The following is a 17,078-nucleotide window of genomic DNA, read 5'->3' on the forward strand; positions in this document are numbered from 1 at the left end:
TGACGGACACTTTGCATGCTTGAGAAGACGTATGATGCCGCGGCCGTAGAGCCTGAGATCGCAAAACGCTGGGACGAGGCCGGTGCCTTCAAGGCCGGAGCTGGTTCAAAGCCGGGCGCCGAGGCATTTTCTATCGTCATACCGCCACCCAACGTGACCGGCTCGCTGCACATGGGCCACGCGCTCAACAACACGATCCAGGACATCCTCGTGCGTTTCGAACGCATGCGCGGCAAAAACGTGCTGTGGCAGCCGGGTATGGATCATGCCGGTATCGCCACGCAGATGGTTGTCGAGCGGCAGCTGATGGAACGCCAGCAGCCGGGCCGCCGCGAGATGGGCCGCGAAAAGTTCGTCGAGAGGGTCTGGGAGTGGAAGGCGGAGTCGGGCGGTATCATCGCCGATCAGCTCAAGCGTCTCGGCGCATCCTGCGATTGGTCGCGTGAGCGCTTTACCATGGATGAGGGGCTGTCGAAGGCTGTTCTCGAGGTCTTCGTCACACTCTACAAGGAAGGCCTGATCTACAAGGACAAGCGCCTGGTCAATTGGGATCCGAAGCTGCTGACTGCGATTTCCGATCTCGAGGTCGAGCAGCGCGAGGTCAAGGGGCATCTGTGGCATTTCCGCTATCCGCTGGAGAATGTCGCCTTCGATCCGGAAAACCCGCACACTTACATTGTCGTCGCGACAACTAGACCTGAAACCATGCTCGGCGATACGGGCGTCGCGGTTAATCCCGACGACGCACGCTATCATGCACTGATCGACAACAATGTTGTTCTGCCGCTGGTCGGGCGGCATATTCCAATCGTTGCAGATGATTATGCCGATCCGGAGGCGGGTTCGGGTGCGGTCAAGATCACGCCTGCTCATGATTTCAACGATTTCGAGGTGGGCAAGCGTCATGATCTGCCCGCGATCAATATTCTCAATACGGATGCATCGGTTTTCTTGAAGGAAAACAACGATTTCCTCGAAGGACTGCAGAAATCGAGTCAGCTTGACCAATTGATTCATGCGCTCGACGGAAAGGACCGTTTTGCTGCGCGCAAGCTCGTCGTCAGCATGATGGAAGAGGGCGGCTATCTCGAGAAGATCGAGGATCACACGCATATGGTCCCGCATGGTGATCGCGGCGATGTGCCGATCGAACCTTACCTTACCGACCAGTGGTATGTGAATGCAGGCGAGCTTGCGAAGCCTGCGATTGCCAGCGTGCGCGAGGGGCGCACCAATTTCGTGCCGAAGAACTGGGAAAAGACCTATTTCGAATGGATGGAGAACATCCAGCCGTGGACGATCTCGCGCCAGCTCTGGTGGGGGCATCAGATTCCAGCATGGTATGGTCCGGATGGACAGGTCTTCGTCGAACGCAGCGAGGAAGAAGCGCTGAGCGCCGCGGTGCAGCACTACCTTGCGCATGAGGGGCCGATGAAGGCACATGTGCAGGACCTGATCGAGAACTTCAAGCCCGGCGAGATTTTGACCCGCGACGAAGATGTGCTGGACACGTGGTTCTCTTCGGCGCTGTGGCCGTTCTCAACCCTGGGCTGGCCGGACAAGACGCCGGAACTTGCGACCTATTATCAGACCGATGTTCTGGTGACCGGCTTCGACATCATTTTCTTCTGGGTCGCCCGGATGATGATGATGGGCCTGCACTTCATGAACGAAGAGCCGTTCCACACGGTTTACGTGCATGCGCTGGTCCGTGACAAGAACGGTGCCAAGATGTCGAAGTCGAAAGGCAACGTTATCGACCCGCTGGAGCTGATCGATGAGTACGGCGCGGATGCACTGCGTTTCACCCTAGCGATCATGGCGGCGCAGGGACGCGACGTGAAGCTCGATCCGAGCCGCATTGCCGGTTACCGCAATTTCGGCACCAAGCTGTGGAATTCGACACGCTTTGCCGGGATGAACGGTGTCGCGCGCGATCCGTCCTTCCGTCCGGAGAATGCAAAGCTGAATGTCAATCGCTGGATCCTGACGGAACTCACCAACACGGTGCGCGACGTCACCGATGGCATTACCAGCTACCGTTTCAACGAATCCGCCGGCGCTGCCTATCGCTTCGTCTGGAACCAGTTCTGCGATTGGTACATCGAACTGTTGAAACCTGTGTTCAACGGCGAGGATGCGGAAGCCAAGGCTGAAGCGCAGGCGTGTGCAGCTTACGTGCTCGACGAGATCTACAAGCTGTTGCACCCGTTCATGCCGTTCATGACCGAGGAACTCTGGGCGCTCACGGCGGGCGAGGGCAAGAGCCGCGAGACGTTGCTGTGCCATGCAGGCTGGCCTCAGCCGGATTTCGTGGATGCCGAGGCTGCGGCTGACATCAACTGGTTGATTGATCTGGTCACCGGTATTCGCTCCGTTCGCGCGGAAATGAATGTCCCGGCATCAGCGGTCGCGCCACTCGTCGTTATAGGCGCCAATGAGGTGACGAAGGAACGCTTGCTGCGCCATGACGCCTCGATCAAATGGCGTGCACGCGTCGAGACGATCACGCTCGCTGACGATACGCCGAAGGGTTCGGCACAGTTTGTCATCGGCGAGGCCACGGCCTGTTTGCCGCTGGGTAGTCTGATCGATGTGAATGCGGAAATTGCGCGCCTCACCAAGGAAGCGGGCAAGATTGCCGACGAGAGCGACAAGATCGGCAAGAAGCTCGGCAACGAGAAATTCGTCGCCAACGCAAAACCGGAGATTGTCGAGGCGGAACGTGAGCGGTTGTTGGAACTTCAGGCTGCTGCCGAGAAGATCGAAACAGCCATCCGCAGGGTGCGCGAAGCAGGCTGAAGCTTCGCGTCACTGATCGGCGCGAATCCGGCGCGGGTTCAATCGGGTTTCCCCTCGAAAAGGAGGGGACGCTCCCCATTTTGGCCCGGCAAAAGCCCTAATTCCGTCATTTTTGACCGCCGTTGCATTTGAGCAACAACGCGTTTTTTCGGCTCAAAACCCCTCAATTCGGTCGCTAATCATTTCGGATTAGCGTGAAATCTGCAAAATCGCAGTCGTAAAATCGCGATTCTCCAAGTCTTTCTGATTCCGGGCTCTGCGTCCTCCAAAATACACTGCTTACAGGCGATTGCGCGCAAGCCGCGATTTGTTAGGTATTACGTATTGGTAACAATTTTCCTGAACTGTGTGGGGCTCAGGAAGTTTTTTAAGGCTTCGGGGAGGACTTAATGTCTAAAGCTATTTCGACGATTTTGGGTGGGGCATTGCTTTTGACAAGCGTGGCTTCTGCTGCACAGGCCGGGGGGCTTGAGCGCAACGGCTACAACTGGGATCTGCTCTTTGATGAGCAGCGTTTTGCGTCGGAAGCAGGCGTGATCTACGTCATGCCGGATCGCAAGATCAAGAATGCGGTGGATACCAACCCGCTTGACGGCCTTGGTGCCAACGGTATCGGCGGTGGATCGACTTCGACAAGCGAGACGCCGGACTACGCTGTTCCACGCACCGGTGTGAAGGTGGGCCTTACGCCTGACGCGGACTGCCTTGCTTCATACAGTCAGCCTTGGGGTGTTCACACCGATCCCGGTGCCGATTGGGTTGGTGCAAACCAGAACATCGAAACCGAGATCAAGAGCAATGATTACGGTCTGACCTGCTCGTATAAATTCGATGTGAGCAAAGGGCAGTTGCGTGCCATCGGCGGCGTTTCCTATCAGGAAGTCTCCGGCTTCAAGAACCGGCTCGTTGTCGGACCAGCAGCTTTTGGTCCCGCCGCTGCACTGTTCGATGGCCAAGGCAAGCTTGACCTTGATGCGGATGGCGTGGGTTGGCGCATTGGTGCAGCCTACGAGATTCCGGAAATCGCCTTTCGGGCCAGCCTGATCTACAATGCCGAGATCGACCTTGGCCAGATCAACGGTACCGTCGATCTGACGGGGCTTCCGCCGATGACCAGCGGTCCCTTGGCACCCTTTGCCAACCGCATCACGGATGTTTACGGCACCGCCACGATGCCGCAATCGGTTGAATTCAAGATCCAGACGGGTATTGCTCCCGATTGGCTGGCATTCGGCTCGGTCAAATGGGTCGACTGGAGTGTCCTCAAGGTCGTCTCATTCTGCCCGACATCGACCAAGGGCATCGTCGCCTGCGGTCCAACATCACCAGTCTTGCTGACCACGCTTGATCTTATGTTCCAGGATGGATGGACAGTTGCTGCCGGTATTGGCCACAAGTTCAATGATCAGTGGAGCGGATCAGCGCAAGTTAGCTGGGATCGCGGTACGTCAACCGGTTTGACCACACAGACGGATACGTACCTGCTTTCCGGCGGTGTGTCGTACACTCCGAGCAAGAATGTCGAGTTGCGCGTAGGCGGTGCGGTTGGCATGCTGACCGCGGGTTCCTACGGCCCGACACCCTGCCCGAAGACCGGCGGATGCGGCAACGACGTGACCTATGATTTCGGTGATGATTTCGTCAGCGCCCTGTCGATCTCGGGCAAGGTCAGGTTCTGACCCAAATTGCGAATAGTGAGAGAAGCCCGGCCAAGTGCCGGGCTTTTTCGTGCGTGCTGCCTGCTTCGGGGCAATCAAATTTTGTGACGATTCAGCAACACTTCCGAGCGATGATCTGCGGCGCAGCGGGAGCGGTCAAATTTGCCCATTTTGCGCCACAAACCCGGAGCACCTCGAAAGGGCGGCAACCTGGGATGGTTGAATACATCGAGTAACAGTACAGATGTTCCGCATGGGGAAATGATGGACGCGATACTTGTTTCACAGGCAAAAACTTCAAGCCGTAAGATGATACCCGGCTCTTCCATGATTCTTGCGTCATCACGCCAATCTTATGCTTTCGATTCAAGTATGTTCGGCCCCACAATTGCCGGAAAGCGGTCAAAAGTTCGCTGGAATGATGTGCGAAATTTTGGCTTCCCGTTGCTAGCTGCCGCGATGACGCAGTCTGGCGGGAATTGCGCCCGAACCATTCGTATGGCGCGCGGAAACGCTGCGACACATCCGGTGAGGGCAAAGGAAGAATATAGTCATGCTCATCGCTGATCGTTTCTTTGGTCCAATTGTCGGGTTTGGCCTTTTGATGAGCGCTATGACCATGCCCTGTTTTGCCTTCGATACGCAAAATGAGGTGAAGGAGGACTCCAGCCCGTTCGCGCTCTTCAAGTTCGGTTTTTCTGCCTATAAGAACGGCCACAAGGACGAAGCGGTCAAGGCGCTGCGTTTTGCTGCGGAAAAGGGTCATCAGGGCGCTAATTGGAAACTGGCGCGCATGTATGCGGAAGGCGACGGGGTCAAGGAAGACGACTACGAAGCCTACAAGATGTTCGAGCAGGTTATTCACGAAGGTGCCGAGCAGGGTACCGAGAATGAAAGCTATGTCGCCGACGCGCTTGTCGCGCTGGCCGGCTATGTGAAACGCGGCATTCCCAATTCACCCATCAATTCCAATCCAAGTGCCGCACGCGATCTTTATCTGCAGGCGGCGTCGAATTTCGGCGATTCCGAAGCGCAGTTCGAACTTGGCAAGATGTTGATGAAGGGTGAGGGCGGACAGCCCAGCCCCAACCAGGCCGCACGCTGGTTCCGGCTTTCAGCGCAAAAGGGCCATGCGGGTGCGCAGGCCATGCTCGGCAACCTGCTGTTCCAGGCGGGCAAGACGGTGCGCGGGCTGGCGATGATGACCGCGGCTCTTGAGCATGCCAACAAGCAGGACCGTGTCTGGATCCGCGATATACAGGAACAGGCGTTTTCAATCTCCGACGAGGCCGACCGGCGCACCGCAATGGTGCTGGCCGAAGATATCGTCAAGACCGGCGATTTCTGAGAGACCTCTGCGCCAATCCACCATCGCGGCATCAAGCAATCGAAATTGCCACCGGCACATGATCCGATGGCTTTTCCCAGGCGCGGACATGTTTTTCTATGCTGGCGGATTCGAGCATGTTCGCAGCTTCCGGCGAGAGCATCAGGTGGTCGATGCGGATGCCATTGTTCTTCTGCCACGCACCAGCCTGATAGTCCCAGAAGGTATAAACATCGGGTTTATCGGTGACGCTACGGATGGCGTCGGTAAAGCCGAGGTTTTCAAGGCGTCTGAATGATTGGCGCGTCGCCGGCTGGAACAGGGCATCATTGACCCAGGCTTCCGGAACCTTGGCGTCGATCGGCTCGGGAATGACATTGTAGTCGCCAGCCAGAATAAGCGGCTCTTCAAGTGCCAGCCGATCTTCCGCCCAGCGCTCCAGCCGGGCCATCCAGCTTATCTTGTAAGGAAATTTCTCGGTGTTGATCGGGTTGCCGTTGGGGAGATACAGCGAGACGACGCGCAGTGCGCCCTTCTCGGTCGAAAACACGGCTTCAATGAAACGCGCATGTTCATCGGTGTCATCGCCAGGAAGACCACGATTGACCTCGTCGGGCGATTGCTTCGATAGTATGGCAACGCCGTTGAAACCCTTCTGGCCATGTGTCTCCACATGGTAGCCAAGCGCTTCAAGCTCAAAGCGCGGAAAGCCTTCATCGACGGATTTGATTTCCTGCAAGCAGACGATGTCCGGATTGGACTCCTGCAGCCACGTCGTCAGCACCTCGATGCGGGCTTTGACGCCGTTGATGTTCCAGGTGACGATTTTCATGGGCTTACGCTCTGGTTGCAACGGCGGCAGGTTCAAGATGACGTCAGACGGAGAAGCTTGTTCCGCAACCGCAGGACGAAGTCGCGTTCGGATTGCGGATCTGGAACGACTGGCCCATCAGATCATCGACGAAATCGATCTCCGAGCCGCCGATATAGGGCAGGGAAATCGAATCGATCAGAACCTTGGCGCCGAGTTTCTCGATGACGATGTCATCGGCATCCTGCGCATCGACTAAATCGTACTTATACGAAAAGCCCGAGCAACCGCCGCCTTCGACGGAAATGCGCAAGGCGGTCTTTTCCGGGTCTGATTGCAGAATCGCCGATATGCGCCTTGCAGCGGCATCGGAGACAGAAACATTTGCAACTTCGGTCATTCTTCACAGTTCCTTTGCGGATCGCTCCGCCACCCTTATCAAAGCGTTGACATTGTAATGTCACGCCTTGCCGTTCATCATACACCATAGCTAAGAATTGGCGACTGCGAAGTCAACGTCGCTATACCTTCGGGATGGCATATATGATGTGCGTGGTTCGACAAGCTCACCATGAGGGAAGCAGGTTGATTGCAATGACAATCGCCAACATTGCAGATCCTGGCTTCCCGCACCCACATCCCTCATGGTGAGCTTGTCGAACCACGCACATGGTCAAACAACCCGGGCTAAGCGCGAACGATCAAGGAACAGTCAAATATGTCCATGCAGGGTATCGGTTTCGGTTACAGGGAGAGGGCGCCATACGCCTCTGATCCCGAGAAAAGCCGTGGACGGCTCGTGCCCGAAAGCGAAAGCCCGACGCGCACGGTGTTTCAGCGCGATCGCGACCGCATCATTCACTCCACCGCATTCCGGCGCCTGAAGCACAAAACGCAGGTTTTCATCGCGCATGAGGGTGACCATTATCGCACGCGGCTGACACATACGATCGAAGTGGCGCAAATCGCCCGGGCGCTGGCGCGGTCGATGCGGCTGGATGAGGATCTCGCCGAAGCAATCGCGCTGGTGCATGATTTCGGCCATACGCCGTTCGGTCATACGGGCGAGGACGCGCTCAACGACAAGATGCGTGACTTCGGCGGGTTCGATCATAACGCGCAATCCCTGCGCATCGTGACAAATCTCGAGAAGCGTTACGCCGAGTTCGATGGGCTCAACCTCACCTGGGAAACGCTGGAGGGGCTGGTCAAGCATAATGGTCCGTTGATGGATGCCGAGGGCAATGGACTGGCACATCCGGTACCGGCTGCAATCCTTGAGTATAACGCGCAGCACGATCTGGAACTGGCTCGGTTTGCCTCGCTGGAAGCACAATGTGCGGCGATTGCTGACGATATTGCCTACAATGCCCATGATATCGATGACGGGCTGCGCTCCGGTCTGCTGACGCTTGATGCACTGGAAGATGTGGCGATAATTGGTGATATCCTGCGCGCCGTCCGGCAGAAATATCCAGTTCTCGATGATGTTCGCACATCGCACGAGATTGTCCGCCGGCAAATCACGCTCATGGTGGAGGATGTTATTCGCAGTGCGCAGGCCAATCTGGCGGAGCTTCAGCCGCAAACGCTCGGCGATATTCACGATGCAGGGCGAACGCTCATCGGATTCTCTGCGCCGCTGCGCGATCAGGAAAAGATGCTCAAGGCGTTTCTCTACAAGAACCTTTATTTTCACGAGAGTGTGGTCCGGGTGCGAAAGTCGGCTGACCGAATCGTGAGAGACCTGTTCGATGCATATCTTGCCGATGAACAATGCATGCCCGAGGGCTGGCGGGAGAGCGAGAAACAGGGCGACATGCGTGCGCAGGCGCGGCTCGTGGCGGATTTTCTCAGTGGTATGACCGACACTTATGCTGTGCGGGAACATCGACGGTTGTTTGACCATACGCCCGAATTGGCTTAGAGACCCTTTGCAAATCCACCCTGATGGACATCTGATGCGAATTTCTGCGCTTCCGGTACTCATGGACGAGAATGTCCACTGCGCTCCGGGTCTCGAAATTCACACCATCTGCCTCATCAGGCTGAATTTTCAATTGTCTCTTGAGGCGAGCGCAACTTCGGTAAGTAGCCGATCAAAATTAAACAAACCCCGAATGAGTATGACGCCATGAATATCTTCGCCGATTTCGACGCGCGGATTAAGAAAGCCCTGCAAGCGCTTGATTTGAAAACCACAGATGGTGCTGCGGTTGATCTGTCACGCGTGGGTGTCGAGCCGCCGCGCGATCCCAGCCATGGCGATATTGCGACGAATGCGGCGATGGTGCTCTCCAAGGCGGTCGGGCAAAATCCGCGCGAACTCGCAGTCAAGATCGGCGATGCGCTGAAAAATGATCCCGATGTCGGCTCCGTCGATGTCGCAGGACCTGGCTTCATCAATCTGAGGCTCAAGGATGTCTATTGGCACCGGCAGCTCGCCGCCATGCTGGGCGCTGGGCTCGATTATGGCCGGTCGAAGCTAGGCTATGGCCACCGCGTCAATGTCGAATATGTTTCTGCCAATCCGACGGGGCCGATGCATGTCGGTCATTGCCGGGGTGCGGTTGTTGGCGATGCGCTGGCCAATCTGCTCAAGTTTGCCGGTTACGACGTCGCCAAGGAATATTACATCAACGATGCCGGCGCGCAGATCGATGTGCTGGCGAGTTCGGTGACGCTGCGGTACCGTGAGGCGCTCGGCGAGCAGATCGGCGACATTCCTGCAGGACTGTATCCGGGCGACTATCTCGTGCCGGTCGGGCAGGCGCTCGCCGCTGACTATGGCACCAAGCTTCTGGAAATGCCGGAAGAAGAGGCGCTCGCCATCGTCAAGGATCGCACGATCGATGCGATGATGGCGATGATCCGCGACGATCTCGCCTCGCTCAATGTGGATCATGACGTGTTTTTCTCCGAGCGGACGCTGCATGCCAACAATGCCAAGCTGATCCGATCTGCTATCAACGATCTGACGCTGAAGGGGCATGTGTACAAGGGCAAGTTGCCGCCGCCCAAGGGACAATTGCCGGAAGATTGGGAAGATCGGGAGCAAACGCTGTTCCGGTCAACCGATGTCGGCGATGATATTGACCGGCCTCTGGTCAAGTCGGACGGGCAATTTACGTACTTCGCCGCCGACGTTGCCTATTTCAAGGACAAGTACGACCGGCATTTCGACGAGATGATCTATGTGCTCGGCGCTGATCATGGCGGTTATATCAAGCGGCTCGAATCGCTGGCGCGGGCTGTTTCCGGCGGAACGGCGAAGCTCACGGTTCTCATCTGCCAACTGGTCAAGCTTTACCGCAACGGCGAACCGGTGCGCATGTCGAAGCGGTCAGGCGAGTTCGTCACCCTGCGCGATGTGGTGGAGGAAGTCGGGCGGGATCCGGTCCGGTTCATGATGCTCTACCGGAAAAACGACGCGCCGCTTGATTTCGACTTCGCCAAGGTCACCGAGCATTCCAAGGATAATCCGGTCTTCTACGTCCAGTATGCTTCGGCGCGTTGCCACTCGGTTTTCCGGCAGGCGATTGAACAGCTCGGGATCGGCGAAACGAAATTGGCAGCGAGCGCGCAGCACTTTGGTTTGCTGACTGACGAGAGCGAAATCGCGCTGATTCGCAAGCTTGCGGAATACCCGCGGCTGATCGAAACGGCGGCTCTGCATCAGGAGCCGCACAGGCTTGCTTTCTACCTCTACGACCTCGCAAGTTCGCTGCATACGCAATGGAATAAGGGAACCGAAAACCCGGACTTACGTTTTATTAAGGTTAACGATCCAAACTTGTCCCAAGCCAGGCTAGGGCTGGTTCAGGTTGTTTCGAAGGTCCTGACGTCCGGATTATCAATAATAGGTGCGGACGCCCCGACTGAAATGCGCTAGAATGCGTTGAAAAGCGTAGCAATCCTGTCAACTTTTGCCCACATTGCGCTGGTAAGGCCAATGCGTGACGTTTTCGGACGTCCCACAGTTGAGAGTACAGGATTAACGCCATGGCGGACAACTATCTTCAGCGTTCTCACCGGCAGGATGATTCGCGATTAGGTAATAACGACCCCCTGATGGAGCTTTCCCGTATCATGGGGACGCCCGAGGAGGAGTCGACCGGATCTAACGATGATTTTGCTATGGATCTCGAACGCGAACTGATGGGGGGCTTTGATGAGCAAGCCGCGCCTCAGTCCGCTGACAATGATGCCGACGACGATCAGCTTGCCGCTCAGGACTTTCAGGATTCCATTGAGCGCGAGTTGGCCGCGGAACCGCCTCACGCACATCGGGAAGCCGCTACCCAATCGGTGGCCGCTTATGAAGAACCGGATTATGCCGACTACGAGCCCGACCCGGTCTACGCGGACAGCGAGGCAGGCGAGGGAGCTGATGCTCCTGTAGAAGCTGCCGCTCCCCACTACGGAGAGCGCCCGGTCATTGCAGCGCCGTCAGTCAGCCTCGAGGATGAGCTTGAAACCCTGCTTGCAGGATCGGCCCAGCCGGTCTCGCAACGCTCGGTCAACGCTTCCTGGGGCTACGGCTCGCAAACGCAGGTTCCCGGTCGGACCGAGATCGCCCCTTCGATCAGCCGCACGACCGCCTATCAGCAGCCATCCAATGCGCCGGAGCCGGTCAACTATCAGGCTCCCGAACCGGAACCAGCGGTTTATGAAGCTGAAGCTGCCAACGAGCAGGTACAGGATTCCGCAGAGGACGATTTCGATACGGACGAGCTGATTGCCGCATTCGATGATTTCGAAGTTACCACCGATGAAGAGGAAGAAAACGAACCTGTCGCACAGACCGAGCCGGTATTCCCGCTTTATCAAAGCGTTGAACAGTCTTACACGCCGGTTCGCGAACAGATCGAAGTGCCTGTTGCCGCACCTATTGCCAGCGCGCCGCGATTGCCCGAAGTCCATGACTTGAGCGACTATGCCGACGAGCTTGACCGCGCGGCGTCGTCGATCAGTGCCGCACCCGATGTTGATACAGTAGCGGTGACGGAAAATCGGGTTGATTATACGGAATCGCTTGATCTTCCTACGGTCAACTACGAGGACGACGTCGTCCAGCACAATGGCTTGGGCGAGCTTGAAAATGAATTTGCCGAGGTCTTCGGTTCGATCGAAGCGGACGATTCGCGCGGTGCCTATGTCGCGCCGGAGGAACCTGCCAAGCAAGAGCCTGAGAAAGACCGGTACGCCGACATTTTCGCGGATGTGTTTGGGAACGAGGCGGATCAGAACAAATACACTCCGGCGGGCTATACCGCAGCAGCCGGTGCTGCCGCTATGGGCGCGGCCGCTGCACAACAGAGCCGGGCAACGCTGGCCTATGGTCCAGAAGAGGATCTGGATTTTGGCTACGATCCTCGCCAGGACAATGTTGATATAGCTGCAACGCCATCCTATGGACAGAAGGAGCCGGCGCCGCGGCGCCGCAGTAACCTGTTCGTTCCGGGTGTCGCAGCAGCTGTTGTTTTGCTCGCTGTCGCCGGTGCCGTCGCCTACAAATGGACCGCCGGTTCGAACGGCGAACCTGTCGTCATCATGGCGGACAAGACACCGATCAAGGTTCAACCGGAAACGGCCAGCACAGCCGTCGTTCCAAATCAGGACAAGGCGGTTTACGACAAGAGCGCGACGACCGCTCCGGAAGCGCCGAAGCAGGATCAGCTTGTGACAACGCGGGAGGATCCTATCGATCTTCCCGCCGATGAGGATGGGGCCGTATCTGCCGCGGATACGCCCGCCACCGATGCGCCTGCAGCGGGCGACAAGGTGGAGGCACGTGTTGATCCAGCCACCGCCGATGCTACTGCAGACGCTCCACCGGCGGAGCGGAACAGTGCCATTGCTCCGCGCAAGGTGCAGACGATGGTCGTCAAGCCGGATGGCACGATGGTCGCCTCCATTCCTGAACCGACCGATCCGATGAGCGCCGGCCCTGCCGCTGCTCCAGCTGACCGCCCTGCTGCGCCCGCTCCGGTCAGCGCAAGTGCACCCGCAGCGCCGTCAACAACCGGCGACGACGAAATTGGCGCATTGATGCAGGACGACCAGGCAGCTGCGCCTGTGCAGACTGCTACACCGGCACCAGCACCCGCACCGGCTGCACCTGCAGCTGCAAAACCGGCGCCGGCCGCAGGCAAATTGCCTGCCAAGCCCGTCGCGACCAAGAAGATTACGCCCGAAACAGTTGCTTCTGTCGCGCCGAAGAATATTCCGGTGGTGGATTCCCGTCCGGCAGATCAGCCGGTTGATATTGTTGATCGTGTTCCACCAAAGAACGCAGCGGGTCAGCAAGTTGCTTCCGCGGCTCCGGCAGCGGGGAGCTATCTGATCCAGATTGCCTCGCAGCCAAATGTCGAGGGCGCGCAAAAAACCTACGCATCGCTGTCGCAGAAATATGCAAGCGTGATCGGCGGACGTGGTGTCGATATCAAGCAGGCCGAGATCGCCGGCAAGGGCACGTTCTTCCGTGTTCGCATTCCGGCTGGCTCCAAGAGCGACGCGAACGCTTTGTGCGCCAAGTACAAGACTGCGGGCGGCAGCTGCTTCGTTACGCAGTAAAAACCTCGCGCATATCGTTGAAAAAGGCTCCGTCGTTGGCGGAGCCTTTTTCGTTTGCGCAAACCGAAGTTGGCGCTATTCTTCCCAAATATTTCATAAATTTAACCGGCGGTCTAATCCGCCTATTGATATTTCGTATCTATTCGGATACACAATGTATACTATACGAAGAACAGACGAATTCGACGGTTGGCTTCATGCACTTCGTGACAAGGAAGCCGCATTTCGCATTCTTAACCGTATGAGAAATGCAGAGCGTGGCAATTTTGGTTTGGTTGCGCCAATTGGCGAGGGCATATCAGAAATGAAGATCGACTACGGCCCTGGGTATCGCGTGTACTACACACGCATTGGAGAGGTAGTTTTTCTCCTGTTGGTAGGCGGAGATAAATCCTCTCAACAACGCGATATCGCCGAAGCCAAGCGGATGGCAAAAACAATACGGAGTGCTGCTAAATGAAAACGACCATTAAAACAGCACCTTTCGACGTCTCGGAATACTTGGTAGACGAGGAAATGATTGCAGGATATCTTGCAGTTTCAGCTGAAGATCCTGATCCTGAGATATTTATTATGGCGCTTGCCGACGTGGCTAAGGCACGAGGCATGACGCAAATTGCGAAGGATAGCGGATTGGGTCGCGAGAGCCTCTATAAGGCCCTTGCCCCTGGTTCGAAAATTCGTTTCGAGACTGTCCGCAAGATTATGAATGGGCTTGGGGTTAAATTCACCGTTTCACCGTTGTAAAAATGCCAGACAGCTTCCTCATCGGCGGTTGACACACTAGACTTGTCTCATGAGCGAATCAAAAGCATGGATTGCCGGCACGACCGGTTTGAAACTGACCCCAGATGAAATCGCATTCTTTCGCGATGAGCGGCCGTGGGGTTTCATTCTGTTTGCGCGCAATATAAGCGAGCCTGCGCAGATCGAAGATCTGTGCGCGCATCTGCGTGATCTGGTGCACCGCGACGACGCGCTTGTGCTTATCGATCAGGAAGGCGGGCGCGTGCAACGCCTGCGGCCGCCGCTCGTGCCGAACTATCCCTCTGGGTCGCAACTCGGCGCGCTTTTCCGCGAGAATGAAGAACTCGGATTACGTTCCGCGTGGCTCCTGTCGCGGCTGCATGCTTTCGATCTGCTCAAGCTCGGCATCAATGTGGATTGCCTGCCGGTGCTCGACGTGCCGGTCGAGGGAGCCAATGATGTGATCGGCACGCGCGCCTACGGCAAGCATCCGGAAATCGTGACCGCCATGGGCCGAGCCGCTGCGGACGGCCTGCTCGCAGGCGGTATGCTGCCGGTGATCAAGCACATTCCGGGGCACGGCCGCGCCTTTGCCGATACGCATCACGAACTGCCGACAGTTTCGACGCCGCTTGAAGAACTTGCCGAACATGACTTTGCGCCGTTCCGGGCTTTGGCTGACCTACCGATGGCGATGAGCGCTCATGTGATTTTTTCGGCGGTCGATCCGAAGAACCCGGCGACGACCTCCGGCAAGGTGGTCGAAGAGATTATCCGCGACTATATAGGTTTCGACGGGCTGCTGATGAGCGATGACGTCTCCATGAACGCACTTTCTGGGGATTATTTCGATCGGACCAAAGCAATCTTTGCGGCAGGGCTTGATATCGTGCTTCATTGCCACGGCATCATGGAACAAATGAAGGCCGTTGCCGCCTGCACGCCGGAGCTCGAAGGCAAGGCATTCGAACGGGCGCAGCGGGCGATTGAATATCGAAAAGAGCCGGATGCCTCGAACGAGGAAGAACTCCGGGAAGAATTCCAGCGTACTTTCGAGGCGGTGGCATAGCGCATAACCCCAAAACCGAAATAGGTTTTGGAAAGGATTATGCGCCAATTCAAAGTGTTACTGCGTCCTTTGTGCGTCCAAGAGGACGCACGGCGCAGTAAGGAGAAGGTTTTGGCAGCAGGCGAACAAAAGATAAATGGCAATGGCGCGGCGCCGATGGAGGCGTTGTGGGAAAGCCAGGTTGATCGTGCCGCCAGCGAGCCCTCGCTTGTCATTGATATCAAGGGCTTCGAAGGCCCGCTTGATCTGTTGCTGCATCTGGCTCGCAACCAGCGGGTCGATCTCGCCCGCATTTCCGTACTCGCCCTCGTCGAGCAATATCTGATCTTCATCCGGCAGGCGCAGGCATTGCGGCTTGAGCTTGCCGCCGATTACCTGGTCATGGCGGCGTGGCTTACCTATCTCAAATCCAAGCTTCTGATCCCCAAAGCGCCTGGCGATGATGGCGAAAGCGGCGAGGAATTGGCGGCAACACTGCAGTTCCGGCTGAAGCGGTTGGAAGCAATGCGCGACGCGGCGACGAAACTGATCAACCGCAACAGGCTCGGCCGCGATGTTTTTGCGCGCGGCATGCCCGAGGCCGTGATCGTCGATCAAACGAACGCCTATGCCGCGACGCTTTACGAGCTTTTGACCGCCTACGCTTCGCAGCGGCAAAAACGCGCCACATCGCATGTGCAGATTGCGCGGCGTACAGTCTGGTCACTGAAGGATGCGCGCGAAATCCTGATGCGGCTTGTAGGTGAGATGAAGGATTGGACGGCGCTCGATCATTACCTGCTGGAATTTATCTTTTCGCCCGCGGAGCGTGCCACGGCCATGGCCAGCTCTTTTGCCGCCAGTCTGGAAATGGTCCGGGAAGGGCATCTGGAAATTCGCCAGACCGGCGCGTTCAACCCGATCTACCTGCGCAACAGGCTTGATAAGCAGACCGAGCCGCTGAAGGACGTGGCCAATGGCTGATAGCATTCAGAACCACATCGACGATGACGACGAGCTCGACTTGCCCGCCGGCAATTGGAATTCATCAATTTCGGTTTCGGACGCGTTGCGCATGGCTGAGGCTATCCTGTTCGCATCCGCCGAGCCGGTGACCGAAAAAGCCTTGCGCGAGCGCCTGCCGTCTGGTGTCGACGTTGCCGCGCTGCTTGGCGAGTTGCAGGAGATTTATTCCAAGCGTGGCATTAATCTGCGACAGGTCGGCGGCGCATGGGCGTTCCGCACGGCTGCCGATCTCGCCTTCCTGATGAACCGTGAGGCTGTTCAGCAAAAGAAACTGTCGCGCGCAGCGCTCGAAGTACTCGCGATCATCGCTTATCACCAGCCGGTCACACGGGCCGAACTTGAGGATATTCGTGGTGTCGAGACTTCGAAAGGCACACTCGATGTGCTGATGGAGACCGGCTGGATCAAGTTCCGCGGCCGGCGCCGTACCCCGGGCCGTCCCATTACCTATGGCACCACCGCCTCTTTCCTCGATCATTTCGGGCTGCAGGAAGTACGCGATCTGCCGGGCATTGACGAATTGCGCGGTGCGGGCCTGCTTTCGACGCGCATGCCGACGAATTTTGCGATCCCTATCCCGGTTAATGACCCGGATGAACTGACCGAAGATGAAGATCCTCTGACGGACATCGATCTCGAGGAACTCGGTCTTTTGACACCTCGCGTCGAACATGATTGAGACAAGCTTTCTGTTATAATTGCGCGCGAACAACAAAATTCGTGACGCTGAATTCACTTCGGGCTTGCGCTGCGTTTACATGAATGTGAAACAGCAGAAGAGACTTGTGTTTGAAAAGCACGGGAAAAAGGCATAGATCAGCCCAAACTGTTGGGCGAATGTGAGGATCAAATGGGTAGTTTTTCAATCTGGCACTGGCTTATCGTGCTTGCGGTCGTGCTTCTTCTTTTCGGTCGCGGCAAGATTCCGGAACTCATGGGTGACGTTGCCAAAGGTATCAAGAATTTCAAGAGCGGCATGAGCGACGACGATGCCGCCGCGGCCGATGACTCGAAAACGATTGATAATCAGACAAGCCAGCCGGTGAATTCAGTCAAGGAAAAGACGACAAAGTCTTGAGTCCA

The 17,078-nt window shown here is 56.9% G+C and carries 13 protein-coding genes and 1 pseudogene; 12 read left to right on the top strand and 2 right to left on the bottom strand.

What is annotated here, in order from left to right; all coding sequences use genetic code 11:
• The first annotated feature begins 15 nt into the window (after nt 1–15).
• The 3 genes from ACSQ3H_RS14255 to ACSQ3H_RS14265 all read left to right on the top strand — a co-directional run bounded on the left by ACSQ3H_RS14255 (nt 16) and on the right by ACSQ3H_RS14265 (nt 5,808).
• On the top strand, nt 16–2,802 hold the full coding sequence (locus ACSQ3H_RS14255) for a valine--tRNA ligase (RefSeq protein ID WP_436117652.1): 2,787 nt from the start codon (nt 16–18) through the stop codon (nt 2,800–2,802).
• 389 nt (nt 2,803–3,191) lie between these two features.
• On the top strand, nt 3,192–4,481 hold the full coding sequence (locus tag ACSQ3H_RS14260) for an OmpP1/FadL family transporter (protein WP_436117653.1): 1,290 nt from the start codon (nt 3,192–3,194) through the stop codon (nt 4,479–4,481).
• 532 nt (nt 4,482–5,013) lie between these two features.
• Nucleotides 5,014–5,808, top strand: a complete 795-nt coding sequence (locus tag ACSQ3H_RS14265; RefSeq protein ID WP_436117654.1) for a tetratricopeptide repeat protein — start codon at nt 5,014–5,016, stop codon at nt 5,806–5,808.
• Nucleotides 5,809–5,839: 31 nt separating this feature from the next.
• On the opposite strand, the gene xth is transcribed toward ACSQ3H_RS14265, so the two are convergent.
• Both xth and erpA read right to left on the bottom strand, forming a co-directional pair.
• On the bottom strand, nt 5,840–6,619 hold the full coding sequence (xth, locus tag ACSQ3H_RS14270; protein WP_436117655.1) for an exodeoxyribonuclease III: 780 nt from the start codon (nt 6,617–6,619) through the stop codon (nt 5,840–5,842).
• 43 nt (nt 6,620–6,662) lie between these two features.
• Nucleotides 6,663–6,998: an iron-sulfur cluster insertion protein ErpA gene (gene erpA, locus ACSQ3H_RS14275; RefSeq protein WP_436117656.1), complete on the bottom strand. Its 336-nt coding sequence runs from the start codon at nt 6,996–6,998 to the stop codon at nt 6,663–6,665.
• A gap of 318 nt (nt 6,999–7,316) precedes the next feature.
• Here erpA and ACSQ3H_RS14280 point away from each other — a divergent pair, with 318 nt between their 5' ends.
• The 9 genes and pseudogenes from ACSQ3H_RS14280 to ACSQ3H_RS14320 all read left to right on the top strand — a co-directional run bounded on the left by ACSQ3H_RS14280 (nt 7,317) and on the right by ACSQ3H_RS14320 (nt 17,073).
• Complete coding sequence (locus tag ACSQ3H_RS14280) at nt 7,317–8,525, top strand: deoxyguanosinetriphosphate triphosphohydrolase (RefSeq protein ID WP_436117657.1); 1,209 nt, start codon at nt 7,317–7,319, stop codon at nt 8,523–8,525.
• A gap of 207 nt (nt 8,526–8,732) precedes the next feature.
• Nucleotides 8,733–10,490, top strand: coding sequence for an arginine--tRNA ligase (gene argS / locus ACSQ3H_RS14285; RefSeq protein ID WP_436117658.1), 1,758 nt, complete (start codon nt 8,733–8,735; stop codon nt 10,488–10,490).
• Between the two features lie 1,970 nt (nt 10,491–12,460).
• Nucleotides 12,461–13,174, top strand: a pseudogene (locus ACSQ3H_RS14290) (SPOR domain-containing protein); the annotation flags it as partial.
• 154 nt (nt 13,175–13,328) lie between these two features.
• Nucleotides 13,329–13,634: a type II toxin-antitoxin system RelE/ParE family toxin gene (locus ACSQ3H_RS14295; RefSeq protein ID WP_436117659.1), complete on the top strand. Its 306-nt coding sequence runs from the start codon at nt 13,329–13,331 to the stop codon at nt 13,632–13,634.
• Nucleotides 13,631–13,921 carry an addiction module antidote protein gene (locus tag ACSQ3H_RS14300; protein ID WP_114428967.1) on the top strand — a complete coding sequence of 97 codons (291 nt, stop codon included), beginning with the start codon at nt 13,631–13,633 and terminating at the stop codon, nt 13,919–13,921. Before ACSQ3H_RS14295 ends, ACSQ3H_RS14300 begins: the two co-directional genes overlap by 4 nt.
• 49 nt (nt 13,922–13,970) lie before the next feature.
• Nucleotides 13,971–14,990, top strand: a complete 1,020-nt coding sequence (gene nagZ / locus ACSQ3H_RS14305) for a beta-N-acetylhexosaminidase (protein ID WP_436117660.1) — start codon at nt 13,971–13,973, stop codon at nt 14,988–14,990.
• Nucleotides 14,991–15,146: 156 nt separating this feature from the next.
• Complete coding sequence (locus ACSQ3H_RS14310) at nt 15,147–15,953, top strand: segregation and condensation protein A (RefSeq protein ID WP_436119450.1); 807 nt, start codon at nt 15,147–15,149, stop codon at nt 15,951–15,953.
• The gene (gene scpB, locus ACSQ3H_RS14315) at nt 15,946–16,674 is read left to right on the top strand and encodes an SMC-Scp complex subunit ScpB (RefSeq protein WP_436117661.1); all 729 of its coding nucleotides are present in this window, start codon (nt 15,946–15,948) and stop codon (nt 16,672–16,674) included. Before ACSQ3H_RS14310 ends, scpB begins: the two co-directional genes overlap by 8 nt.
• Before the next feature lie 171 nt (nt 16,675–16,845).
• Nucleotides 16,846–17,073: a twin-arginine translocase TatA/TatE family subunit gene (locus tag ACSQ3H_RS14320; protein ID WP_106663118.1), complete on the top strand. Its 228-nt coding sequence runs from the start codon at nt 16,846–16,848 to the stop codon at nt 17,071–17,073.
• Nucleotides 17,074–17,078 lie beyond the last annotated feature (5 nt).

The organism is Phyllobacterium sp. LjRoot231 (genome assembly GCF_964253365.1).
GTDB lineage: Bacteria > Pseudomonadota > Alphaproteobacteria > Rhizobiales > Rhizobiaceae > Phyllobacterium.

Excerpts from the sequence above, each read along its gene's own strand:
- ACSQ3H_RS14260 (WP_436117653.1), top strand. The coding sequence starts at position 3,192 with ATGTCTAAAGCTATTTCGACGATTTTGGGTGGGGCATTGCTTTTGACA.
- ACSQ3H_RS14280 (WP_436117657.1), top strand. The coding sequence starts at position 7,317 with ATGTCCATGCAGGGTATCGGTTTCGGTTACAGGGAGAGGGCGCCATAC.
- ACSQ3H_RS14320 (WP_106663118.1), top strand. The coding sequence starts at position 16,846 with ATGGGTAGTTTTTCAATCTGGCACTGGCTTATCGTGCTTGCGGTCGTG.
- ACSQ3H_RS14255 (WP_436117652.1), top strand. The coding sequence starts at position 16 with ATGCTTGAGAAGACGTATGATGCCGCGGCCGTAGAGCCTGAGATCGCA.
- ACSQ3H_RS14295 (WP_436117659.1), top strand. The coding sequence starts at position 13,329 with ATGTATACTATACGAAGAACAGACGAATTCGACGGTTGGCTTCATGCA.
- ACSQ3H_RS14300 (WP_114428967.1), top strand. The coding sequence starts at position 13,631 with ATGAAAACGACCATTAAAACAGCACCTTTCGACGTCTCGGAATACTTG.
- ACSQ3H_RS14265 (WP_436117654.1), top strand. The coding sequence starts at position 5,014 with ATGCTCATCGCTGATCGTTTCTTTGGTCCAATTGTCGGGTTTGGCCTT.
- argS (WP_436117658.1), top strand. The coding sequence starts at position 8,733 with ATGAATATCTTCGCCGATTTCGACGCGCGGATTAAGAAAGCCCTGCAA.
- ACSQ3H_RS14310 (WP_436119450.1), top strand. The coding sequence starts at position 15,147 with ATGGAGGCGTTGTGGGAAAGCCAGGTTGATCGTGCCGCCAGCGAGCCC.
- erpA (WP_436117656.1), bottom strand. The coding sequence starts at position 6,998 with ATGACCGAAGTTGCAAATGTTTCTGTCTCCGATGCCGCTGCAAGGCGC.
- nagZ (WP_436117660.1), top strand. The coding sequence starts at position 13,971 with ATGAGCGAATCAAAAGCATGGATTGCCGGCACGACCGGTTTGAAACTG.
- scpB (WP_436117661.1), top strand. The coding sequence starts at position 15,946 with ATGGCTGATAGCATTCAGAACCACATCGACGATGACGACGAGCTCGAC.
- xth (WP_436117655.1), bottom strand. The coding sequence starts at position 6,619 with ATGAAAATCGTCACCTGGAACATCAACGGCGTCAAAGCCCGCATCGAG.